This is a genomic window from Rhodanobacteraceae bacterium (assembly GCA_016713135.1).
GTDB lineage: Bacteria > Pseudomonadota > Gammaproteobacteria > Xanthomonadales > SZUA-5 > JADKFD01.
The window spans coordinates 75,391-96,903 of the sequence record JADJPR010000012.1 but is presented as its reverse complement, the minus strand read 5'-3'; the positions used below and the strand labels follow the sequence as shown (position 1 = coordinate 96,903).

General features: G+C 65.0%; 28 protein-coding genes and 2 pseudogenes. 14 read left to right on the top strand and 16 right to left on the bottom strand.

Going from position 1 to position 21,513, the window contains the following annotated elements:
* Window positions 1–46: 46 nt before the first annotated feature.
* A complete protein-coding gene (locus IPK27_11485) occupies window positions 47–199 on the top strand; it encodes a hypothetical protein (protein MBK8068213.1) in 153 nt (50 codons plus the stop codon).
* Between the two features lie 154 nt (window positions 200–353).
* Here IPK27_11485 and IPK27_11480 read toward each other — a convergent pair whose 3' ends face one another.
* Window positions 354–725, bottom strand: a complete 372-nt coding sequence (locus tag IPK27_11480) for a DUF4345 family protein (GenBank protein MBK8068212.1) — start codon at window positions 723–725, stop codon at window positions 354–356.
* Between the two features lie 29 nt (window positions 726–754).
* Complete coding sequence (rimI, locus tag IPK27_11475; protein MBK8068211.1) at window positions 755–1,348, bottom strand: ribosomal protein S18-alanine N-acetyltransferase; 594 nt, start codon at window positions 1,346–1,348, stop codon at window positions 755–757.
* A gap of 164 nt (window positions 1,349–1,512) precedes the next feature.
* Between rimI and IPK27_11470 the strand changes: the two genes are divergently transcribed.
* On the top strand, window positions 1,513–2,994 hold the full coding sequence (locus IPK27_11470) for a RimK family protein (GenBank protein ID MBK8068210.1): 1,482 nt from the start codon (window positions 1,513–1,515) through the stop codon (window positions 2,992–2,994).
* A gap of 220 nt (window positions 2,995–3,214) precedes the next feature.
* Here IPK27_11470 and IPK27_11465 read toward each other — a convergent pair whose 3' ends face one another.
* Both IPK27_11465 and IPK27_11460 read right to left on the bottom strand, forming a co-directional pair.
* Entirely contained in the window at window positions 3,215–3,523 is a 309-nt protein-coding gene (locus IPK27_11465; protein MBK8068209.1) for a type II toxin-antitoxin system RelE/ParE family toxin, read from the bottom strand.
* Window positions 3,501–3,728 (bottom strand): hypothetical protein, encoded by a 228-nt coding sequence (locus tag IPK27_11460; GenBank protein ID MBK8068208.1) that lies wholly within the window; start codon window positions 3,726–3,728, stop codon window positions 3,501–3,503. The genes IPK27_11465 and IPK27_11460 overlap by 23 nt, the downstream gene beginning before the upstream one ends.
* 399 nt (window positions 3,729–4,127) lie before the next feature.
* Between IPK27_11460 and IPK27_11455 the strand changes: the two genes are divergently transcribed.
* Window positions 4,128–4,490: a hypothetical protein gene (locus IPK27_11455; protein MBK8068207.1), complete on the top strand. Its 363-nt coding sequence runs from the start codon at window positions 4,128–4,130 to the stop codon at window positions 4,488–4,490.
* Between the two features lie 90 nt (window positions 4,491–4,580).
* On the opposite strand, the gene IPK27_11450 is transcribed toward IPK27_11455, so the two are convergent.
* Both IPK27_11450 and IPK27_11445 read right to left on the bottom strand, forming a co-directional pair.
* The gene (locus IPK27_11450) at window positions 4,581–5,078 is read right to left on the bottom strand and encodes a hypothetical protein (GenBank protein MBK8068206.1); all 498 of its coding nucleotides are present in this window, start codon (window positions 5,076–5,078) and stop codon (window positions 4,581–4,583) included.
* A 511-nt stretch (window positions 5,079–5,589) separates the two neighbouring features.
* Window positions 5,590–5,784, bottom strand: a complete 195-nt coding sequence (locus IPK27_11445; GenBank protein ID MBK8068205.1) for a hypothetical protein — start codon at window positions 5,782–5,784, stop codon at window positions 5,590–5,592.
* Window positions 5,785–5,790: 6 nt separating this feature from the next.
* Between IPK27_11445 and IPK27_11440 the strand changes: the two genes are divergently transcribed.
* From IPK27_11440 to IPK27_11410, 7 genes and pseudogenes are all read left to right on the top strand, one after another.
* Window positions 5,791–6,609 carry a WYL domain-containing protein gene (locus tag IPK27_11440; GenBank protein MBK8068204.1) on the top strand — a complete coding sequence of 273 codons (819 nt, stop codon included), beginning with the start codon at window positions 5,791–5,793 and terminating at the stop codon, window positions 6,607–6,609.
* A gap of 154 nt (window positions 6,610–6,763) precedes the next feature.
* Entirely contained in the window at window positions 6,764–7,054 is a 291-nt protein-coding gene (gene tnpB, locus IPK27_11435) for an IS66 family insertion sequence element accessory protein TnpB (protein ID MBK8068203.1), read from the top strand.
* Between the two features lie 22 nt (window positions 7,055–7,076).
* A pseudogene (locus IPK27_11430) lies at window positions 7,077–7,415 on the top strand (transposase).
* Between the two features lie 118 nt (window positions 7,416–7,533).
* The gene (locus IPK27_11425) at window positions 7,534–7,803 is read left to right on the top strand and encodes a transposase (protein MBK8068202.1); all 270 of its coding nucleotides are present in this window, start codon (window positions 7,534–7,536) and stop codon (window positions 7,801–7,803) included.
* Window positions 7,743–8,204 (top strand): annotated as a pseudogene (locus tag IPK27_11420) (transposase). Before IPK27_11425 ends, IPK27_11420 begins: the two are co-directional and overlap by 61 nt.
* Before the next feature lie 71 nt (window positions 8,205–8,275).
* Entirely contained in the window at window positions 8,276–8,623 is a 348-nt protein-coding gene (locus tag IPK27_11415) for a transposase (protein MBK8068201.1), read from the top strand.
* Window positions 8,602–8,982: a WYL domain-containing protein gene (locus tag IPK27_11410; GenBank protein ID MBK8068200.1), complete on the top strand. Its 381-nt coding sequence runs from the start codon at window positions 8,602–8,604 to the stop codon at window positions 8,980–8,982. The genes IPK27_11415 and IPK27_11410 overlap by 22 nt, the downstream gene beginning before the upstream one ends.
* Window positions 8,983–9,037: 55 nt before the next feature.
* Here IPK27_11410 and IPK27_11405 read toward each other — a convergent pair whose 3' ends face one another.
* The 3 genes from IPK27_11405 to IPK27_11395 all read right to left on the bottom strand — a co-directional run bounded on the left by IPK27_11405 (window position 9,038) and on the right by IPK27_11395 (window position 12,882).
* Window positions 9,038–10,984: an ATP-binding protein gene (locus IPK27_11405; protein ID MBK8068199.1), complete on the bottom strand. Its 1,947-nt coding sequence runs from the start codon at window positions 10,982–10,984 to the stop codon at window positions 9,038–9,040.
* Window positions 10,985–11,115: 131 nt separating this feature from the next.
* Window positions 11,116–12,696: a dNTP triphosphohydrolase gene (gene dgt / locus IPK27_11400; GenBank protein ID MBK8068198.1), complete on the bottom strand. Its 1,581-nt coding sequence runs from the start codon at window positions 12,694–12,696 to the stop codon at window positions 11,116–11,118.
* 15 nt (window positions 12,697–12,711) lie between these two features.
* On the bottom strand, window positions 12,712–12,882 hold the full coding sequence (locus IPK27_11395; GenBank protein MBK8068197.1) for a hypothetical protein: 171 nt from the start codon (window positions 12,880–12,882) through the stop codon (window positions 12,712–12,714).
* A 297-nt stretch (window positions 12,883–13,179) separates the two neighbouring features.
* Between IPK27_11395 and IPK27_11390 the strand changes: the two genes are divergently transcribed.
* Window positions 13,180–13,317: a hypothetical protein gene (locus IPK27_11390; GenBank protein ID MBK8068196.1), complete on the top strand. Its 138-nt coding sequence runs from the start codon at window positions 13,180–13,182 to the stop codon at window positions 13,315–13,317.
* Between the two features lie 274 nt (window positions 13,318–13,591).
* Here IPK27_11390 and IPK27_11385 read toward each other — a convergent pair whose 3' ends face one another.
* Window positions 13,592–14,041, bottom strand: coding sequence for a hypothetical protein (locus IPK27_11385; GenBank protein MBK8068195.1), 450 nt, complete (start codon window positions 14,039–14,041; stop codon window positions 13,592–13,594).
* A gap of 277 nt (window positions 14,042–14,318) precedes the next feature.
* Between IPK27_11385 and IPK27_11380 the strand changes: the two genes are divergently transcribed.
* Together IPK27_11380 and IPK27_11375 are read left to right on the top strand one after the other, a co-directional pair.
* The gene (locus IPK27_11380) at window positions 14,319–14,897 is read left to right on the top strand and encodes a hypothetical protein (GenBank protein ID MBK8068194.1); all 579 of its coding nucleotides are present in this window, start codon (window positions 14,319–14,321) and stop codon (window positions 14,895–14,897) included.
* Between the two features lie 254 nt (window positions 14,898–15,151).
* Window positions 15,152–15,556: a DUF1801 domain-containing protein gene (locus tag IPK27_11375; protein ID MBK8068193.1), complete on the top strand. Its 405-nt coding sequence runs from the start codon at window positions 15,152–15,154 to the stop codon at window positions 15,554–15,556.
* A 146-nt stretch (window positions 15,557–15,702) separates the two neighbouring features.
* Here IPK27_11375 and IPK27_11370 read toward each other — a convergent pair whose 3' ends face one another.
* The gene (locus IPK27_11370) at window positions 15,703–16,014 is read right to left on the bottom strand and encodes a type II toxin-antitoxin system RelE/ParE family toxin (protein ID MBK8068192.1); all 312 of its coding nucleotides are present in this window, start codon (window positions 16,012–16,014) and stop codon (window positions 15,703–15,705) included.
* Window positions 16,015–16,371: 357 nt separating this feature from the next.
* Between IPK27_11370 and IPK27_11365 the strand changes: the two genes are divergently transcribed.
* Entirely contained in the window at window positions 16,372–17,226 is an 855-nt protein-coding gene (locus IPK27_11365) for an SDR family NAD(P)-dependent oxidoreductase (protein MBK8068191.1), read from the top strand.
* 89 nt (window positions 17,227–17,315) lie between these two features.
* Here the strand turns inward: IPK27_11365 and IPK27_11360 are convergent, their stop codons facing one another.
* From IPK27_11360 to IPK27_11340, 5 genes are all read right to left on the bottom strand, one after another.
* On the bottom strand, window positions 17,316–17,690 hold the full coding sequence (locus tag IPK27_11360; protein ID MBK8068190.1) for an HNH nuclease family protein: 375 nt from the start codon (window positions 17,688–17,690) through the stop codon (window positions 17,316–17,318).
* Between the two features lie 210 nt (window positions 17,691–17,900).
* Window positions 17,901–19,673 carry an ABC transporter ATP-binding protein/permease gene (locus IPK27_11355; protein MBK8068189.1) on the bottom strand — a complete coding sequence of 591 codons (1,773 nt, stop codon included), beginning with the start codon at window positions 19,671–19,673 and terminating at the stop codon, window positions 17,901–17,903.
* Window positions 19,674–19,725: 52 nt separating this feature from the next.
* A complete protein-coding gene (locus IPK27_11350; GenBank protein ID MBK8068188.1) occupies window positions 19,726–20,127 on the bottom strand; it encodes a type II toxin-antitoxin system VapC family toxin in 402 nt (133 codons plus the stop codon).
* A 2-nt stretch (window positions 20,128–20,129) separates the two neighbouring features.
* Window positions 20,130–20,339 (bottom strand): AbrB/MazE/SpoVT family DNA-binding domain-containing protein, encoded by a 210-nt coding sequence (locus IPK27_11345; GenBank protein MBK8068187.1) that lies wholly within the window; start codon window positions 20,337–20,339, stop codon window positions 20,130–20,132.
* A gap of 211 nt (window positions 20,340–20,550) precedes the next feature.
* Complete coding sequence (locus tag IPK27_11340; protein ID MBK8068186.1) at window positions 20,551–21,474, bottom strand: DMT family transporter; 924 nt, start codon at window positions 21,472–21,474, stop codon at window positions 20,551–20,553.
* Window positions 21,475–21,513: the final 39 nt, after the last annotated feature.

Genomic DNA, 21,513 nt, shown 5'->3' with positions numbered 1-21,513 from the left:
CTGGATCAGCCCATAATTGCCGACATCGCGACCGACTCCACCCGCCATGCAGCCCGACCCGAACAACCGCCCGCAACTACGCCCGAGCTTCCTGCCGAAGAACCTGCCGGCGGAGCGCTGGGGCCTGCTGATGCCCGCCGCCGTCGCGCTCGCGCTGCTGCTGATCCTGGCAATCGTTTTCGTGCGCATGACGTCGTGACTCGGTGAGCGTAGGCCGGAGTACCGCGCAGCGGTTCTCCGGCGCTCTGCCGGTGAAGCGCTGCGCGCTACACCGGCCTACGCCCGCAACAGCGCGCTGGCATGCCGCGCCGCATCGCCACTACCAACACCAAAAACCCACACCAACACCCGCCTCACCGCTTCAACCGCCACCAGAACCCCGCGGCCAGGGTCAATTCGATCGCCAGCGCGACCCACAGGAAGGTGGTGGCACCGCCGTCGATCAGCATCCCGAGTGCGCGGGCGAGGCCGACGGCGCCGTAGCTGACACAGCCCAGTACCAGGCCGGCGCGGCGGTACTGCACCTTGTGCACGGCGGCCAGCAACAGCGCGCCCAGGCCCAGTTCCAGGCCGCCATAGAAGGCGCGGATCTCGGTCGCGGGCGCGCCATCGGGCAGGGCGATCCCGACCATCGCCATCGCCGACTGCGGCGCGACGAGCATCCACGCTCCGAAGGCGAGGAAGCCGACACCACCGATGACCAGCCAGAGGTTGTCGCTACGCATGGGTCAGGTTCTCCGGGAGTGTGTAGAGGCTATCGCGTCTTGCGTGGATCCGGCGTGCGCGGCGCATGCCCGACGCGGGCGCGCCGCCGCGGCGGCAGCAGGGATTTGGCGAGGCGCCAGGCATCGCAGCCGTCTTCGTAGTAGCCGGCGCGCTCGCCGAAGATCTGGTAGCCGCGCCGCTGGTACAGCGCCAGCGCGCCGGCATTGTCCTTGCGCACTTCCAGGCGCATTTCCGTCAGTCCGTGCGCGCGCGCGGCGGACTCCAGGCGCTGCAGCAGGCGTGCGCCCAGGCCCTGTCCGCGCGCCGCATCGGCCACGGCGATCGAATACACCCGGCCGACCCGGCTGCCGGCGCGGCGGAACAGCAGCGCGTAGCCCAGCAGATCGGTCCCGCTGCGGGCGACCACCAGGTCGCTGCTCGTTGCGGAGAGGTGATGGCGGAACTGGCGTGGCGCCATCCGGGCGCCGCTGAACACCGTTTGCTCCAGCGCCGCCAGCGCCGCCAGGTCGCGCGCGGCGGCGCGTCGCAGGCGCACCAATCCGGTGCGTGGCGCGGGGCGCGCGGCGGCGGCAGGCAATCGCCCGCGATTCGCCCCACGCCGGCTGAATCGACGCTCCGCCATCCCGTGTAACCCATCTGCGACGCTGTGCCAGACTATGCGCCCTGCGCCGCCCGGAATGCCAAGCCGGGCTACGCCGCTGCAGCGGCCGGTTGCCGCTGCCCCCTCGATTCCGCCCGACGACGCGCAGGCCCGCCCTGCGGCGCGCAGGCGTGCAGCAGGACAGCATGAGTCGTCTCGTCATCGTCGTCGAAAAAGCGTCGGACTGGGGCAGCTATTACCCGTCCGATAACGTGGTCACCGCGATGGATTACTTGAAGGAGCCGATCCGCTCCGACGAGGAACGCACGCAGGTGATCAACCTCTGCCGCAGCTACAAATACCTCGGCGCGGGCTACTACGTCTCGCTGCTGGCGGAGGCGCGCGGGCACAAGGTGATCCCTTCGGTGCGCGCGATCAACGACCTGCGCCGCCGCTCGCTGTACGGCCTGGACATCGAGGACCTCAACCAGAAGCTCACCAAGCACCTGGCGCAGGACCGCGACACCACCGACTTCGGCATCCTGGTCTACTTCGGCGAGACCAGCTACGAGCCGCTGAAGGACCTGGCGCGCCAGGTGTTCGAAGCCTTCCCCTGCCCGATCCTGCGCATCGAGTTCGAGCGCGACCGCAAGTGGGAGATCGAGGCGATCAAGCCGGCCGGTCTGCACACCCTGACCGACGCCCAGGAAGACGGCTTCGCCGCCGCGCTGGACCGCTTCAGCAAGAAGCTCTGGCGCAGCAAGCGCACGCCGAAGAAGTTCCGCTACGACATCGCCATGCTGCAGGACCCGGCCGAGCAGTGGCCGCCGTCCAACAAGAAGGCGCTCAAGGCCTTCATCAACGCCGGCAAGGACCTCGGCATAGAAGTCGACCCGATCACGCGCAACGACTACGCGCGCCTGGCCGAGTACGACGCGCTGTTCATCCGCGAGACCACCGCGCTGGACCACCACAGCTACCGCTTCGCCAACAAGGCGGAGAAGGAAGACATGGTGGTGATCGACGATCCCACCTCGATCCTGCGCTGCACCAACAAGATCTACCTGTCGGACCTGCTCAAGAGCCGCAAGCTGCCCACCCCGCGCACCGAGATCCTGTACAAGGACGAGCCGAAGAAACTCGCCGAGCTGGGCGACACGCTGGGCTTCCCGCTGGTGCTGAAGGTGCCGGATGGCTCCTTCTCCCGCGGCGTGGTCAAGGTCGCCGACGCCGAATCGCTCAAGCGCTCGGCCGACGAGCTGTTCCAGCAGACCGCGCTGGTGCTGGCGCAGGAATACATGCCCACCGAATTCGACTGGCGCATCGGCATCCTCAACCGCGAACCGATCTTCGCCTGCCAGTACTTCATGTCGCGCGGCCACTGGCAGATCTACAACCACGCCGCCAAGGGCGAAGCGCGCAGCGGCGACTTCAAGACCCTGCCGATCCGCGAAGTCCCGTCCGAAGTGGTCAAGCTCGCCCAGCGCGCCACCGCGCAGATCGGCGACGGCCTCTACGGCGTGGACCTGAAGCAAGTCGGCGACCGCGTGGTCATCATCGAAGTCAACGACAACCCCAACATCGACTGGGGCGTCGAAGACGCCTACCTCGGCGAGGACCTCTACCGCCGCGTGATGGGCGAGTTCCTGCGCCGGCTGGAGCGGAAAAGGCTGGGCGTGGGGGATTGAGAGGCGGGTTGTGGGTTGTGGGTTCTGGGTTGTGGGCAGCTACAGCCGCGAGCCCGTGACGGGGTGCGAGCGGGTGTTGGTGTGGGTTGTGGGTGTTGGCGTAGAGCCGAGCTTGCTCGGCTCAGGGGACCCAACGGCGAGCTGAGCTTGCTCGGCCGCAGGCGTCGGCAATGGGCACGCGACGATTCGAGTCAACCTCAGCTTGCAGCCCGCGGAACCGCTACAGGGTGAGGTCTCGCAGTAACCGCGAGCCATGCAGTACCGCGATCACTTCAACCTCGTGCGCATGCACCTGGAAAATGATCCGGTACTGACCTTCGAACACCTCGCGAACGTCGTCGCGGTCCAATTCCGGGACCTTTCTATGCTTGTCTGGATACCGTGTCGCCTGTTCTGCCCGCTCAATCAGCGTGCCACGAACCGATCCGCGTTGGTCGGCTGATCCTTGGCGATGTAGCCATGGATATCGTAAAGGTCGTACTCGGCCGCAGGGTTCCAGCGCAGCTTCATGCGGCGTTCGAGAGCCCAAGCCGCTGGCGAAGCGTCGCTGTATCGATTCCGTTTGTCTCGCCCTGCGACAATCGTTGCTCCAGCAGGCCACGCACACCGAAGTGGTAGGCCAGGCGATGCCAGGACAGATCGTCATCCGGCAGTCGATCGATCAGCGCATGCGCCTCACGCTTGAGCTCTTCGACGTTCATCGATATGGCCTTGGATCTGGACTCGATATCCATTCTAACGCTCCTCCTTGTGCGTCAAACGCGCCCCCGGACGGTGACTGCGCTCTCCGCAACCGCGTACATCGAGTTGGTCGAAGACACCGGCCGCCGGTGCCCGCAGTGAACCATTGCACTTCCATCGTGGTCGACAACAGCCTGCCCAGGACGGATTCCAACCGATGACTCGACGCTTCCTCAGGTTGGCGCTGACGAGCCTGCTCTCGGCGGCCAGCTTCCCGGCGCTGGCGACCGAGCCATTGCAACTGTTGGCGCCGCCCCTCCGCCGCCGGTGCTCATGAGTCCGCTCGCCTGCGAGGTCTGGGAGTTGGATCGGCAGTTGGCGCTGGCGGTCGAGCGGCATGACGAGGCCGCGTTCGCAGCGTTGGTGCACGCGGGCGCGTCTTCGGCAGCGGGATGCACTTCGCCGGCACCAGCGGGCGAGAGAACATCCTGCGCGACTGGCAAGGCACGCTGGCCGGGAAGACCTTCCGCCTGCGCTGGAGACCGGCCGTGGCCGCCGTCGGCGGCGATGGTCGCACGGCGATCGTGCACGGCTTCACCTGGGAGGAAGACACCCGCCCGGAGACCGAAGCGCGCTGGAAGTGGAACAGCGCCGAATACACCTCGGTCTGGACCCGGGACGACGATGGCGAGTGGCGCGTGCTGTTTCGAAACGACGATCTCAAGTTCGCCGCGCCGCCGGAGGACCGGGATCAGCGCCTGATCGAGAAACGCCTCGATCTGCTGCCCGCCAGCTGTCCGCAAGGCACGCCATAGTTCGCGTTCTGCGGGTGACCTCGTCGCACCCCCACCAAAGAAAAAGCCGCTCGCGCGGCTCTCTCCTTGACCTCTTTGCAGCGTGAGCGGCTACGCCGCCTTGCGCTCCGGCCCCGCTTCGCCGGATTCGCCCTTCGGCGAGCGCCGGCCGCCGGAGAACACGCCGGACAGTTCACGCCGCAGCGTCTCCATGCCTTCACCACGACCGGTCAGCTTCAGCAGCCCGTAGGCCTGCAGGGCCACCGCCATGATGTCGTTGCCGAGGGCGGCATCGGTGTCGTTGCCACGGTCGCACAGACGGGTCAGCCGGGTCAGCCAGGGACGCAGCTGGTCGAGCAGCTTGATGTCCGCCAGGGCATCGCCCACCGGGATGTTGGCCGGCACCATCTGCGGGTTCTGGCTGACCACCTGGAGGGCCTGGCGGCTGAAGCTCTCGTTCTTCACCCCCATCTTGTGCATCCGGCGCTTGTCCGTCTGGCTGAGCGAGATCAGCCCGGCCAGCTCGGTTTCCAGCGTGACGAGGGCGGTTTCGATGTTCTGGGCCTGGGCTTCGCTCAGGGTCAGGTTGACGAGGTTACGCATGGTCATGGCTCATTCCTTCTTGGTTACTGCGAGGGAGCGTCCTGGCCTTCGTGGCTTCGGATCGCGGTCCGGACGGTGCGTCCGGGGTGAGGCCATGAAACCCCCGCGCACATTCACCCGATGAATCCGAGGTTAAATTCAACTGAACGCATGATTGCGACGGATTCACGTGCGATGACCGCGAACCCGTCGACCCATCGCCGCGCATGCACCGTCGGGCTCCCGTGACTGCGCCCAGCCGTCGACCGGCACCGGCGCGCGGATGGTTGCGCATCGCCATCGGGCTTGGCGCACCTCGCAGCCGGGTGGCGCCGTACCCATCGACCGGTGCCGGCACACCCGGCTGCGCGTACCCGCGGACCGGCGCGCCGGTAGCGCAAGACCAGATCGCGCATCGCCGCCATGCGCCGGCGGGTGACAGGCAACCCGGCGACGCAGACCCGCCAACCCATGCTCGCGTACCGCGGAACCCAACCGCGCGTGCGGGTGACCCGCTCACCCGTTCCGCCGCACCCGATCACGCAAGCCAACCCACCCGCGCGCCGGTGTCGGACCAGCCGCGACCGCGCGCCGGCGATCTGCGCAGCCGCAGCGCCGTACTCGGCCGCGGATGCCGCAGACCCATCGCCGGGTGCTCGTCGACGCGCACACGCGCCGTTGCCCACCCGGCGGCGTGCACGCAGCATCTCTGCAGTCCAAGCCAGCGACGCACGCGCCCATGGAACGCACCGAACGCATCGCCCTGCTGCACGGCCTGCTGAGCCGCCACCGCTACGGCCTGAGCAACGAGCGCCTGATGGAGGAAGCGCAGTGCTCGCGCTCCACCCTCTACCGCGACCTCCATTTCATGCGCGACACCCTGGGCGCGCCGCTGGAACTCGAAGGCGATCCCGCGCGCCTCTGGCGCTACGTCCAGCGCGACGCGAGCGCCTTCCAGCTACCCGGCGTCTGGCTCAGCGCCGAAGAGCTGTATGCCCTGCTGCTGGCCCAGCAACTGCTGCAGCGCGGCGACAGCGGCATGCTCAAGGAAGCCCTCGGCCCCCTGCAGCCGCGCATCCACAAATTCCTGGGCGACAAGGCCCGCCGCCTGGACCGCCTGCGCGTGCTGCGCACCCAGGCCCGGCGCGGCAACCCCACCACCTTCCGCCTGGTCACCGAAGCCGTCCTCGACGGCCGCCAGCTGCGCTTCCACTACCAGTCCCGCTCCACCGGCGAAGACCGCGAGCGCCAGGTTTCACCGCAAGCCCTGACCCACCACCGCGACAACTGGTACCTGGACGCCTTTGATCCCACCGCCGCCAGCCTGCGTCGCTTCGCCGTGGACCGCATCCGCAAGCCCGAACTGATCCCCGAGCCCGCCCTGGAACTCCCCATCGAGCAACTGCAAGGTATCCGTCCGACCGCGCCCATTCTTCCGTCCATCTCGGATGGCTGCGAGGCTGACGGCTTCATCGGCATCGGGGTCCTGCCGTGGCCCGTTCCCTCGGTTCGTTGGTCTGGTTCATGCGCATCTGCGCCGCTTCGCGCAGTCGCCTGAGCGCTCGGGTGTATTGCCGGGCGCAGGGTTGGTCGTATGCAACCTTCATGGCCTGGCGTCGGCGGTTGCTGCGTGAGCTGGTTGGCGAGCCACTGCGCTTCGAGCGTCGGCGCTGATGGTTGGCGGCCTTCCGGTCTGGGTATGTGCCGATGCCGTGGATTTTCGCCTCGGGATCGACGGCCTGGCGCTGCGGGTGCAGGCGAGCCTGGGACCGCAGCGGGCGTTGTCGAGTGCACACGTGTTTTTCAACCGCGGCCGCGACAAGGTCAAGATCCTCTGGTACGACCGTCATGGCTGGTGGCTGATGTACAAGCGTCTGGAGCGTGGACAATTCTCGTCGGTGACGGCGGGGGCGCTGTCGGAGAGCGACCTGCGGCTGGTGCTGGAAGGGATCGATCTGTCGGTGCGCAGGCTACGCCCGGTAACCGCGATGCGGGTGGCTTGATCGATCTGTCTTTTTTGACGGCATATCAGTTACTGCATTGCTTTCCGGTGCTCGCTGGGTAGCCTGCCGGAATGGTCCTGGCAAGCACCGACGTCGTCCCACGCGCCGATTACGAGGCGGCGCTGGCTCGCGCCGAGAGCGCCGAAGCGCGCTCGCCGCCCTCGAACAGCAACTCGCCGCGCTCAGGCGGCAGCGTTTCGGGGCGTCCTCGGGGAACGCCGATCAGCTGACGATGTTTGGTAATGCCGACATCGAGCTGATCGAGCAGGAGATCCAGTCCGAGCAACCGGTGGCGCCGAAGAAGACTGTCGTGGAACGCCAGCGTCTGGTGCTGCCCAAGGGCTTGCCGGAAGAGCGGGTCGAAGTCGATCTGCCCGCGTCCGAGAAGGTGGCCTCTGACGGCACGCCGCTCAAGAAGATCGGCGAGGAAGTGACGGTCAAGCTGTGCTTCGCCGGCGGCCTTCTTCAAGAAGCTGATCGTGCGCCCCAAGTACGCCGATCCGCGGCAGCCGGAAGCGGGCGTGCGCTGCGCCAGGCTGCCGGCGCAACTGATCGACGGCTCGCACCTGGACGCGAGCCTCGGCGCGCACCTCCTGGTGTCCAAGTACGCCGATCACCTGCCACTGTTCCGCATCGAGGAGATCTATCAACGGGGCGGCGTGGCGATCCCGCGCAGCACCCTGTCGGACTGGGTGATCGCGTTGTCGGGGTGGCTCAAGCCCTGGTGCTGCGCCTGCAGGCGGCGCTGATGCAGCAGTCGGTGATCCACGTCGACGAGACCGTGCTGCCGCTACAGTCGGTGGGCCGCACGATCAGCGCACGGGCCTGGGCCTATGTGGGCCGCGATCCGGCCATCGTGGTGTACGACTTCACGGCCGACAAGGCCGGCCAGCATGTGCGCGACTTCATGCGCTCGTGGAAGGGTGGTTGGCTGCAGGCGGACGCGGCGAGCAACTACGACGAGCTGTACCGCCAGCGACCCGAGATCCGTGAGGTGGGATGTTGGGCTCACGCCCGGCGCAAGTTCTTTGAGATCGCCGCATTGGCCGACAAGAGCGGCCAGCGCGTGCTGGCGCACGAGGCGGTCGAGCGCATCGGCGAGTTGTTCGCCATCGAGCGGGCCGCGAGCGAGGCCGGAGAAAGCCCGCCGGAGCGCGGCAAACGGCGACAACGCGATGCACGACCGATCCTCGACGCGTTCCGGTCTGGTGCGAGGACAGCTTGCGTGAGCTATTGCCGAAATCGCAGACGGCATTGGCCATCGGCTACACGCTCAAGCACTGGGTTGCGCTGACGCGTTATCTCGACGACGGGGCGATCGCCATCGACAACAACGCCGCCGAGCGCGCGCTCAGAGAAATCGCGGTTGGGCGCAAGAACTGGCTGTTCGCAGGAAGCGAACGCGGCGGCGAGGCGTGTGCGATAGCCACCAGCCTGATCGAGACCGCAAAGGCGCATGGCCACGACCCACTGGCCTATCTGACTGATGTCCTGGAGCGCCTGCCGACGACGCTCAACCGGGACATCGACGGGCTGCTGCCGATGAACTGGGCACCGAGATCGGGGTAACAGATCCTCGCCGGCAGAGCACCAATGGGCGCTGTCGGACGCTTACACTCCCCATCGAGCAACTGCAAGCCCACCAGGAAGCCGGCTACGGCATCTTCGCCGGCCCCACCGTCGCCACCGCCATCCTCCACTTCACCCCCCACGCCGCCCGCTGGATCGCCGACGAGATCTGGCACCCGAAACAACGCCAACGCCTCCTCCCCGACGGCACCCTCGAACTCAGCGTCCCCTACACCAACCCCCGCGAACTCCTGATGGACGTCCAGCGCCACGGCGCCGACGCCGAAGTCATCGCGCCCCCGGAACTGCGGGAGCAAATGCGGGAGATGTTGGTGGGGGCGTTGGGGAGGTATGGGTGAGGGTCCCTGCCGTACCAATATCGACTTGACGGGGGAGCGTGTGTCCTCGCCTTCCCTAAGTCGCATTCCCGATGCTGGGAAACGCAACTGCTGCTTGAACAGGCTGACCCAAAACGCGGTCCAATAACTGGTCGGTGGCGACGCCTTCGTAACGATTAGCAAGAACAGTGCGGAGTTTCAGGAGGCGGGCGTTTGCCGTATCCACCAACGAACCGAAAGTTGTTGCCCGAACCCGTCCATACTCAGGTGAGCCCAATTTTTTGTCCCGTTCCACCCCTGCCGCAATCTTCTGACCAACGACCCACGCGCAGACAAAGGGGGTGCCGGACATCGCTCCAGACTTGGCAATGTCCTGAACGTAGCCATCGGCCTGATTGACTTCTTTGCGCGTGAGTTCGAAGCCACCATTCTTTAGTTCAATCACCAGAACCTGTTGCATCCGGGTAATCGTGGCGTCCGCGGGATCGAAAGACTCGATACCCGTCATTTGCCAACTGGTGTTCTCCGACAAGACGACAATGTCCGGGCGATTTCGATCATTGATGAACTGTGCGTCGGTGTTCTTGAACAACTCGCTGGCCACGGTCTTGAGCGTGGCATTGGAGCAGTACTCCGGTGATTCGAATTCGGGACCGAACAGCCACCGGGAACGCAAGATCAAGGGATGAAGCGTATGGAGCTCGTCCGTGGCCGGGTCATCCGCCAATCTCTGGACGGTCTCTATCACGCCGATGCGGCTGTCGATCTCATCAAGCACACGCAGCGCATCCTTGATCGACCATTCAGCTAGCAGCCTGTCCAGCCCCTCAATGTCATAGGCGGGTAACATCGACAGTTTCTGTAACAATGCCGCTCCGCTCTTTGATTTCTCAAGGTGGATGACGGCCTTGACGGCCGTGGCCAAGAAGTCCGGGGATATTGTTGGATGCGCTTGGGCGACGAGCTTGGTGAACTCGGCAACCTCTATGCGGGCGCCTTGCCCAAGCGTGGACAGCTCGCCGCGGTTCTGAGTCAGTGCGTCTTCGGACGTCGCCTCAACGACCTCAGCCGCCAGTTCCTGCGCTACCTTGCCTATGTGTTCTGCGGTCGCGCGAAAAAGATCACGCACCGAGTCGGTCGGGCGGAATGCAGTCCAATCCTGTTCGACGTCTGCGTCGTAGCCTTGCGTATCGACAATCACTTTGTATCGCCGTGCAAATCGTGTTCGCCCGTCGAATGATGCAACGTGTCCAATGGACCAAGACGGTGTTCCCACAAGCCGTCGTTGTACCCAGAAGGCAACGCCCTGGTGGACCGAGGAATGGTTGAGTCGAGTCGAGTCAATGACGATGACATTCGCGCTCCGGCCGTTGCCGAGGTCAATCGACTTCTCGCTCACCTTGCCGTCAATCTCTGCGAACGAACGTTGCCTGCCATTGACTCGAATCTCGAACTCCGGGTCGTGGATGAATCTCGCTGCAAGAACGGTCAAGATCTCTTCGAGGTCTGGCAAATTGCGCTCGACCTGCACCGAGAGTCGCGTGCCGGAGCCGTCTCGACCAGTGACAACTTCATTGCGCAACACAAAGGGGCTGGGGCCGGATTCTGTGCCCACGATGAAAGTCGCGAGGACGCCCTCCCGCCACGTTTCCACCTGATACTGATCCGCAAAACAAAGTAATCCGTGCCGGCCCACGCCATTGCGTCCGTAGGCCCTTCGTGGACGTCCCGACCGACCCGAAGGAAACTCGACGCTCAGACCTTGATGCCTTTCCCGGTTGTAGCGCAAGGTCATCCAGCGCTTCTTAAACTGCGCAGGCGTCATCCCATGGCCATCATCAGCAATCGTCAATGTTCCGCCGATGTCGGCGGGTAGGGTCAAGTTCACTTTCGACGCGCCCGCATCCCACGCGTTGGCGACAAGCTCCGTCAACGCCACCTGCGGAACATGGGCTACCTGCCCCAATTCCCGGAGCAGGTAGTCGTCTTCGAACAGCGCAGTTTGGGAGGTCACCTTGGCCATGGTCTCATCCCAATCCAAAAATACCGATCGAAGACTCTGGTGTCCTCCCTCTTCTTCTACAATGGCGCCCTTGCCGTGTCTCGGATTACCAGAATTACGGACCTCGACTGATCGACAACGCTTGATTTCGCTCAAAACGGGGAATCAACCGGCGGCTTGAAAATGGTATGGTGATCCTCAGAAGTGAACCTCGCATACAGTTCAACCATTCGCCCGTCGGTTAGGCTGGCGATAAAATCAGAAATGGCACGGGCCCCGCGCAATCTTGCCTCGCCTTCGAGGTTAGTTGGCGGAAGGTGGGATTCAGTGGTTGCCTTATACCACTCAAAAAAATAGTCCGGCATTAGTGCCGGTTGTTTCGCGATCACGTCGAAGACATGCTTGACGATATCAAGTCCGCGCCGTTCATAGATCCGCAATCGGTGTGAGCCGATAACTAGGCGATAGGTCAGATTCTTTAGAATCTCCAGTACCAGACGACTAGACCGATCTAACCAAACCTTGCTGAAGGCCGGATTTGGGCGGTTCAACGAGAATTTCACCTTGTTAACGAAGAACCCGACAAACGAAGACGTTACGAAAGTCCGATACACCGAATCTTCATGCAGCGCGTTTCCCGCGAGCGCTTGGAGCGATGCTCGAACTGCCGCCTTTCGGTCACTGTGCGTGTTTTGAGAATGTTGTGGCCAACTCCGAGCCGCTACTATTTGCTCGACTTCCTGCTCCATGGCTGCTGGATCGCCATTCAGCATGTGGTAGATATCAATCAACCCCTCAAAAACCTCTTCCGGCGTGAACGGTTCAAAGCTCTTCTTCAGATACTCAGAATCCTTCCTTAGCGCTTTGTTCGCATCTCCGCAAAGCACTTCTGCGAGTTCGAACGCGTCTCTGAGTATATCGTTAGGGTTCAGGAGGCCGCTTTGGAAAGAATCTTCCAGGTCATAGGTTGAATAAGCGATGTCATCCGCAATATCCATTATCGCGCATTCAACGACCTTTCCCCCAAGCTTAGTCCAATCATCTTCAGAACCTGCGGCTGCGATCTTGGCATTTCGAATCGCCGCCGCATCGTCACTATAAAATCCCTTGATGACATAGTCTTTCTCTCTATGCGCCGCGATATCCTCATCGCGGATGCCAACCACACTTGAACTTATTTCCTTGTCATACTTCAGGACAGAAGCTATCGCACGGTTCGTATTGTTGAGACCCCACGAGAATCTCCCTTGACTTGAGACCTTGCGCTCCAGAAAGGTCAGGATCCTAATGGTTTGCGCATTGCCTTCGAAACTGGCCTTCATGCCGGTGAGTTTCGCCATGCATTCGGCCAAGGCTTTCTCACCAGTATGCCCAAACGGGGGATGCCCCAGATCAGGCGCCAGTCCAGCGAACTCCAAGAGCGACTCGCTGATCAAGCCGGGCTCGCCGTCCTTCTGCTTCTTAGCAAGCCCAGCATTGATCCGCAGGACAATGCACCGCGCAATCTGGGCGACTTCGATTGAGTGGGTTAGTCGATTGCGAAAGAAGTCGCTGTCTAGGCCTGGATAGAGCTGTATCTTTCCCTGCAATCTTCTGAAACAACCACTGTGAACCAGGCGCCCTACGTCCTTCTTAAACGGATCGCGGTATCCGTTGGACTCACCGCTACGCCCCGAATGATCGTCAACATGCGGCCTTTCATAGTCCGCTGCTTGATAGAAGACGGGGCGCACGGCAGGCATTCGGTGCTACGACGCCTTCTTGACGGAGTGCTGCGCTTGGTTGACTTGTTTTATCGCGCCGGACTGCGACCGGGCGAGCGCATTTGCTTTGGCCTTCGCAACTTGTGTTGCCGCTGCCCGGATTGAACTGAAAACAGGTTCATTGCGGAATGCAGTGCTCTTGTTAGGAATGCTCATGCTGGTCTCCGTTGTCTTGTTGCGCGACGTCACTTCGCCACGTGCCGATCCGCTCAGGCTACTCCCACGAGAGCATTAGAACAACGATCTTGGTTGCAGTTCCGCGCCCTCGCATCGACTTTGCTACCTGTTAACGTAGGTTGTTCGGAATGTCCGCTAACTGCATGATAACTTAGGACGAGGAGCCCAACAACCGACCTACTTCTGGCATGTCCCGGCCAGGAAGACCTTCGCCACGCGCAGACGGCCGGTCAAACTGCCGCCCTGCTGCCGACCCTCAGCACCTGTGGCCGGCTGGTGACCTGCGTTTCCACGCGGGAGTACATCGAACTGGTGGATGCCACCGGCCGCCGGTGGCATCCCACCAAGCGAGGGCGAATCACCGGAAGACCGCCGTCGGTGCTGGGTCAACTGGGCATCGACGCCGACCAGTAGGTGAACCGGGTCGAAAAGCTGGGACATCCATCGATTCCACAACCAACGAACGCGGAGGCACGCGCCATACGCTGCTGAGTACTTCTTGGTTTCAATGGGTTGGGCCGGCGCAAGCCAACGCCCCCAGGCGCCCGCGGCGCCGAAAAGGATGGCCTGTCGCGCTCAGTTCGAGAGCGAACGAGCCACGCCCAGGCCGCGCAGCCAGCGCTGACCGATCTCGGCGGCTTTGTCGAGGAGCGCACTCTCACTGCCGATCACGCGACAGATGCCGTGCTCAGACTTGACCGCGCGCACGCTGTGGGTCCACATTCGCGCGCCTGGCGATGGGCTCACTGAGTGACTTCATGAACCACGAGAGGCTGCAGAGCCGCGCGCGCAGCACCGCCAGCCGGGCATCGTTCGCGACGATCTGCGCCTTCGTCGCTTCGAATTGGCCTTCCTCTGGTGGATACAGCCCCAGCCAGCGAGTAGCGACATCGTTCGGACTCCAGGACCGGGCGATGTCGACGTGCATCTCGATCACCACATGCAGGTGATTGCTCATCACGGCATAGGCCCAGATCGAGACGGCGTAGAGATCGGCCAACTGCGCCAGGCGGTCTTCGACCCATTGCCGGCGATGCTCGTGATCGGCGCCGGTCAACGGATCCTGCCCGCAGAGCCAAGCGCGGCGTACACAGCGCGACACGCAGTGATAGACGCCGTGAGCGTTGGCAGGGACCAAGAGAGAGCGGGCTTGCGTCATGTGCGGAGCATGCGCGGCCGGATTGGCGTGGGCTGTCGGAAATTGCTGACGCGCGCGTCCGAAAGCTCCGATTTGTGCGTGTCCTCGCTTTGTGGTGCGTGTCCTCGCTTTGTGCTCGCTTTGCGCTCGCTTGTGCGTGTCCTCGCTTTGCTTCCTCGCTTTGCTTACGGCCCGCTTGCCGGATCCTTGACGGCACGAGTTCGCTGCGTACACTGCGCGAAAAGTGGCTTTGGAATTCCTACCCCTTGATTTTCGAATGAATGTGCACGCACCTGTCGCGCTTGCTGTCGTCCTCGTGGGTTTGGTCGGTTGCGCCGGTCCGTCGGCGCTGCTGGTCGACGCCGCAGGAAACCCGTCCGGGTCGTTGAACATAAGTGACGAACGACCCGGCAATGAGCTGAAGTTCAACTCCCGCTGCCTGGCCGTGCCGGGGCGTGAGATCGGCGAGGCGGCATTCAGCCCATCGCGGATCGTGGCGCTGCAGACGCGCCTGGAGCATGCGATGCCCACGCGGGTATCGGGCAATGCCATCCTGGTGCATCGGTTCCAGGCCTGCATTGAGGAAAACGGGTTCAATCCGGCCGGGTTGGCAGGGGTGTCCTACGCCGCCGCCGTAGTCGCCGACGGCAGCGCCAAGCGTGGCGTTGACCTGGCGTCGGTGGACCTGGAAATCGAGATCGACGGCGTGCGATACCGGAGCAGAAGGGCGCTGAACTGCCACGTTGGCTATGTCACCACCTACGCATTGGAGAGCCAGAGCGTTCAGCAGGCAATCTGGAAATCACTGGATGCTGCGGTCGAGGACATCGTTGCGCAGGTCAACGCGGCAGGTTAGCGGGCTGCTGGGGTGGCAGCGCGTGGAAGTCTGCGTCATGTGAGGAGCATGGCGCGGCCGGATTGGCGTGGGCTGTCGGAAACCGCTGACGCGCGCGTCCATTCGTGCGTGTCCTCGCTTTGCCGGCTTTGCCGCTCCGTCCGTGTCCTCGCTTTGCCGCTCCGTCCGGAAGAAAATCGAGCACACTGGCAGCCGGCAGATCTAAGGACACCGTTGCGCTCCCGGGCGGCCACCCGGCCACCATGAGGCACCTCATGCATCCAGACACCCACCTCTACAACCAGCGCCAAGACCCGCCGCATCGTGAGGTTTGCGTCCTGCTTGGGGAAGCGATCGACCGATACCTGCCCGAGGCCGCGAACAAGGTCTGGCATGGGCATCCGGTGTGGTTCCTGGATGGCAATCCGGTGGCCGGGTACAGCCGGGAGAAGCCCGGTATCCGCCTGATGTTCTGGAGTGGCGCGGACTTCGGGGAGGCAGGGCTGAATGTGCTGGGCAAGAAGTTCAAGGACGCCTCGGTGTTCTACAACGCTGCCGCGGAGGTGCTCGACGCGGACTTGCGGCGTTGGCTGGAGAAGGCGCGCGTGATCCAGTGGGACTACAAGAACATCGTCAAGCGCAAGGGGCGGCTGGAGCGGGTGCCGGCGCGTTCACCCTGATGGGGAAAACGAGGACACCCGCAGATCCTCCGTATTCTGACACCGGCGTCAGCGATTCCCGCGTCGCCAAGGTCTTGGGCCGGACGGCGCCACCACGCGCCAGCTGGGGCCGATCTACCCGCGTCTGAAGTCGGCGGCAACGCGGTTCAGCTGCAGCGCGCCTGGCCCAGTCCTTCCAGGTCCGATGGCATCAGCTGACGGTAATCGAGCACCGTGATGATCTCGATGCGCTCGGCGGTCACGCGGTAGATCAGCCGATACGGTCGTTCGAGCAATTGCCGCACATCGGCGTTCACGTATCGCCGCAGCCGTTTGCCGGTCAGCGGTGGCTGCTGCAGGGTCATTGTGCGCCGGATCAGCCGTGCGGCCTCGCTGCGCGCGATCTCTGGCGAACCGCGTTCGGCGATGTAGGTCTCGATCTCCTTGAGACGCCGACGGGCTCCGGGTGTCCAGTACACCCCTCCTGCCGTCAACCCGTATTCCTTCAGCAGTTCCTCGACCGGGATCAGTTTGGCCGCATCGGCCTCCGCCAGCCCTCGCTCGGTGCATCCGCCGAGTCCTGCAGGGGCGGGATCCGCCGAGTGGCGCGGATCATGAGCGTCGCCGCCAGTGGGTGGAGGAGCGCCCGGCGCAAGGGCATGAGGTCGTCGAGATACACGCCAGCGTCTGCCATCGGACCTCCGCGGAATGGGACTATGCTCGTCCCGACACCAGGCGGAGCCCCAGCCATGCGGATTGCGCGTTTGCTCGTCCTTACCCTCGCGGCCCTGATCGCGCTGGCGGCTCCAGTGCTCGCGCAGGACACCGCGGCGCCATTGTCGTACAAAGGCAAGACGGTGCTGGTCACCGGCTCCACCGATGGCCTTGGGCGGGAGCTGGCGCGTGCGCTGGCGGCGCAAGGTGCCCATGTCATCGTGCACGGACGCAACGCCGAACGCGGCCAGGCATTGGTTGCCGAAATCACCGAGGCAGGGGTTGGATCGGCACGCTTCGTCGGCGCCGATTTCGCCTCGCTGGAAGGCGTGCGCGCGTTCGCCGACACCATCGCGAAGGACTATCAGAAGCTCGATCTGCTGGTGAACAACGCCGGCGTCCTGATCACCGGCGCGCAGCCGCGCCAGACCAGCGCCGACGGCCATGAGCTGCAGTTTGCGGTCAACTACCTCGCCGGGTGGGTGCTGGTGCATCGATTGCGCCCGGCGCTTGTCGCCGCGGCGCCGTCGCGCGTGGTCAATGTCGCCTCGCGGAGCGCCGCGCCGATCGACTTCGACGACGTGATGCTGGAAAAGCCCGGCGCGCATGCGCGCGGCTACGGACAGAGCAAGCTGGCGCAGGTGTCGATGACCGTCGAACTGGCTCCCGCTTTCGCCGCCGACGGCATCACCATGATCTCCCTGCACCCGGCCACGATGATGGACACCGCCATGGTCCGGGGCGCCGGCGCGCAGCCGCGCACCACCGTGGACGAGGGCCGCGATGCGGTCATGCGCCTGATCACGGCACCCGATCTCGTGGCCGGCGCGTTCTACAACGGCGCCACCCTGGCCACACCGCATCCCCAAGCCAACGACGCCGCCGCGCGCGCAAAGCTGATCGCCTTGACTACTGAATTGACCGGCGTGCCGATGGCGGCCGGGAAGGTCCGCGGCGAAGGCAATTCGACCGACTAGCCGCCGCAGAAATGAAGGAGCCGAGCCTGCTCGGCTGGCGCATCGCAGCAAGCTCCGCTCTACGGTATTGCAGCGGAGCAAGCTCCGAGCTACTTCTTGATCAACCCCGCCAACGCCGCGAACGGGTTGTGGGTGGCCGCGGCCGGCTTGGCGGCGCCGTCGAGCAGGCCGCCGCCACCGAGCGCGTGCTCGATCTGGCGCTGGTGCTCGTTGTCATGGCAGTACAGGCACAAGAGTTCCCAGTTACTGCCGTCGGGCGGGTTGCAGTCGTGGTCGTGGTTGCGGTGGTGGACGGTCAGCTCGGTGAGGTTGATGCGGGTGAACTCGCGGCCGCAGCGGCCGCAGATCCACGGGTACATCTTGAGCGCCTGCTCGCGGTAGCCGTGCCCGCGCTCTTCGGCGGCCTTGCGGCTGGCGGCGACGATCTGGTCGAGCTTGGCGTGGTTGGGGCCTTTGGCGGACATGGGGCGGGACGGTCTGGGCGATGACGCGGATTGTAAGATGGCTCCGACCGGGCCGGTTAAACGCGGAGGCGCGGAGGACGCGAAGAAGAGCAAAGCCTGAACGGCGCGATGGCATGGGCGTGCCGCCGGATCAGCCCGCGACAGGCCGACATGCACCTGGCTTTTCTCCGCGTCCTCCGCGTCTCCGCGTTTAACCAGCCCCGGAAAGCCTCAGGCCGCCTCGGCCTCGGCTTGCTGCAGGGCCCAGAGCTTGGCGTAGGCGCCGTCGTGCGCGAGCAGCTCGTCGTGGGTGCCGCGCTCGACCACGCGGCCGGCGTCCATCACCAGGATCTGGTCGGCGCCGACGACCGTCGACAGCCGGTGCGCGATGACCAGCGTGGTGCGGTTCTTCGCGATCGCGTCCAGCTGCGCCTGGATCTCGCGCTCGGTGGCGGTGTCGAGCGCGCTGGTGGCTTCGTCGAACAGCAGGATCGGCGGGTTCTTCAGGATGGTGCGGGCGATCGCCACGCGCTGTTTCTCGCCGCCGGAGAGCTTGAGGCCGCGCTCGCCGACCACGGTGTCGTAGCCGTCCGGCAGGCGCTCGATGAACTCATGGATCTGGGCCGCCTTCGCCGCCGCGATGATCTCCTCGCGGCTGGCCTCGGGGCGGCCGTAGGCGATGTTCGAATACAGGGTGTCGTTGAACAGCACGGTGTCCTGCGGGACGATGCCGATGGCGTGCCGCAGCGAGTGCTGGCTGACCGCGCGCAAATCCTGGCCGTCGATGCGGATGGCGCCGCTGCCGACGTCGTAGAAGCGGTACAGCAGACGCGCCAGGGTACTTTTTCCCGCGCCGCTGGCGCCGACCACGGCGATGGTGTGGCCGGCCGGCACTTCGAAGCTGACCCCGTGCAGGATGCTGCGGCGCGGATCGTAGGCGAAGCCGACGTCCTCGAAGCGGATCGAGCCGCCCCGCACCGCCAGCGCCGGCGCGTCGGCCACATCGACGATCTCGCGGGTCTCGCCGATCAGCTCGAACATGCGCTGCATGTCGGTCAGCGCCTGCTTGATGTCGCGGTACATCATGCCGAGGATGTTCAGCGGCACGAAGAGCTGGATCAGCAGGGTGTTGACCAGCACCAGGTCGCCGATGGTCATGCGCCCGGCGGCAACCTCGCGCGCGGCCAGGATCATCAGCACGGTCAGCCCGGTGGCGATCACGATCGCCTGCGAGGCATTCAGCACGCCGAGCGTGAACCAGCTCTTCTCCGCCGCCGCCTGCCAGCGCCCGAGCTGCTCGTCGTAGCGCTTGGCCTCGTACTCCTCGTTGGCGAAGTACTTGACCGTCTCGTAGTTCAGCAGGCTGTCGACCGCGCGCGCGGCCGCTTCGTTGTCGGCCTCGTGCATGCGCCGGTAGTAGCGCGTGCGCCACTCGGTGATGACGATGGTGACCACCACGTAGATCGCCAGCGTGACCAGTGTGGCCACCGCGAAGATGTTGGGGTAGGCGTACAGCAGGAAGGCGGTGGCGATGGCCACCTCGAACAGGGTCGGCGCGATCGTGATCACGCAGTAGTAGAGGAAGTCCTCGATCGCCCCGGTGCCGCGCTCGATGATCCGGCTCAGCCCCCCGGTGCGTCGCTCCAGGTGGAAGCGCAGCCCGAGGTTGTGCACATGGCGGAAGGTCTGCAGCGCAGCCTGCCGCCGCGCGCCGATGTGCACCCGCGCGAACAGGATGGTGCGCATCTCGCCCGCCACCGCCGCGGAGAGCCTGAGCAGGCCGTAACCGAACAGCAGCGCCACCGGCACCGCCAGCGCCTGCTCCGCGGGACTGAGCGCATCGACGATCGCCTTGAAGCCGATCGGCACGCCGAGATTGGCCACCTTGGCCAGCCCAAGCAGGCCCAGCACCAGCGCGATGCGCCAGCGGTGCTGCACCGCATACGGCCAGAGTTCGGCGAACACCCGGCGGGCGGTGGCGCGGTTGGGGGTGGCTGGGGTCATGTCGTCTGGCCGCACCGGGGGACTGGTCTATCTGGGTGCGGGCTGGCGGCGATCAAGGTGGCAGGAGCTGCATGCCCGATCGCTTGGCTGGCAGGCGATCGAAAGTGACGGTGGCGCTGGCACCGAGTGACCGGTGACGCTCGGCTATGAGGCAATCGGCGAGGCCGCAGTTCTGGCGGCGCCAGCGATACAACGCGCGCGCCAAAGCATCTTCGTCCTCGATCAGCAGGGCCTCGGTTTCCAGCAGCGCGGTGAAGGCGTCGGCGATGCGCTCCTTCGGCAACTCGTAGCGGCTGCGCAGCACCCACTCGGTTTCCAGCATCACCAACAGCGACAGCAGCACTGGGCGGCCGGTGGCCTGTTCGGTAGAGATCAACTGCTCGGCGCGCCGGGCTTGCGCGGCATCGTCCGCAACCAGCAGGCGGACCAGGACATTTGTGTCGAGCGCGAGCACGCTCAGCGCCGCAAGGCGCCGAGTGGCTGGCGCTTGTCGGTCTTGAGCAAGCCGCGGAGGCTGCTGACCGGACGTTGCTTCGCGCGCACCAGCATGCTGCCGTCGTCCAGCACGGTGAATACCAGGCGCGTACCGGCGACCAGGCCCAGTTGCTCGCGCAATTCGCGCGGAATGGTGGTCTGGCCCTTGGAGGTCAGGGTGGCTTCGCTCATCGCATTCTCCTTACGTTCGCACGAAGCGTAAGGAATGGTCAGGCGAGACACGCAGGGTGTCAAGCTCGGTCGGGCGCCAGCCCGGGACCGGTCAAACGCGGAGACGCAGAGGACGCAGAGCAAGGCAAAGGCCCAGGTTCGCAGCGCTTCTCTGCCTTTCTCGGCGTCCTCTGCGTCTCCGCGTTGAACCGATCCGCCCGAAGCGAAAACCTCAGCGACGCGACCCCAGCAAGCTGACCGCCGCCGAGCCGCCGACCACCGCGAGCGCGCCGATCCAGCCGATGGCGCCGATGCGTTCGGGGGCGACGAGGCCGGGCATGAAGGCGGCGAAGGCGCTGACGGTGGCGACCGTGAGCAGCGGGGTCATCGCGAGGATGGCGCTGACGCGCGAGGCTTCCCAGTGCGCCAGGGCCTCGGCGAAGGCGCCGTACGCGCCGATGGTGTTGAGCGCGCAATAGATCACCGCCACCCAGTGCGCGCCGTCGACCGCGAGCAGTTTCGACGGGCTGGCGAGCGGCAGCAGCAGCACCGCCGCGGCGGCGTAGATCACCCACAGGATGACTTGCGAGTCGAGCCGCCGCAGCAGCTGCTTCTGCACCAGCGCGTAGGCCGCCCAGGTGGCGGCGGCGCCGACGATCAGCCAGCCGCCGAAGGCATAGGTGGACGGCGCCGCGGCGCGGCCGTGCTGCTCGACAAAGAACAGCGCCAGCCCGCCCGCGACCGCCGCGTAGCCGAACCACTGCGCGCGGTTGAGTCGCTCCTTGAACACCACCACGCCGCCGGCGGCCATCAGCAGCGGCGCCAGCTGGATCAGCAGCTGGGCGTTCGCCGGCGAGGTGTAGTTCAGCCCGAGCAGGTAGCCGAGGTAGTTGCCGATCAGCCCGAGCGCGGCGATGGCGAGCATCCACCAGGCCCGCCGCGGCAGCCCGCGGAACTGGCGGAACTGCCCGCGCCAGGCGATGAAGGCGCCGAGCGCGAGGGTGGCGAACAGGAAGCGGAACCAGGTCAGCGTAAAGGCGTCGACCACCTCCAGCGACACCTTCAGCGCCACTGGCAGGGTGGCCCAGAACAGCGCGGTGGCGATGGCCAGCGCGAGGCCGAGGCGCCAGCGGCCGGAGGGGGCGTGGAGGGGCATGGGGGGTCAGCCAAAAGTGAAAGGTGAAAAGTGAAAAAG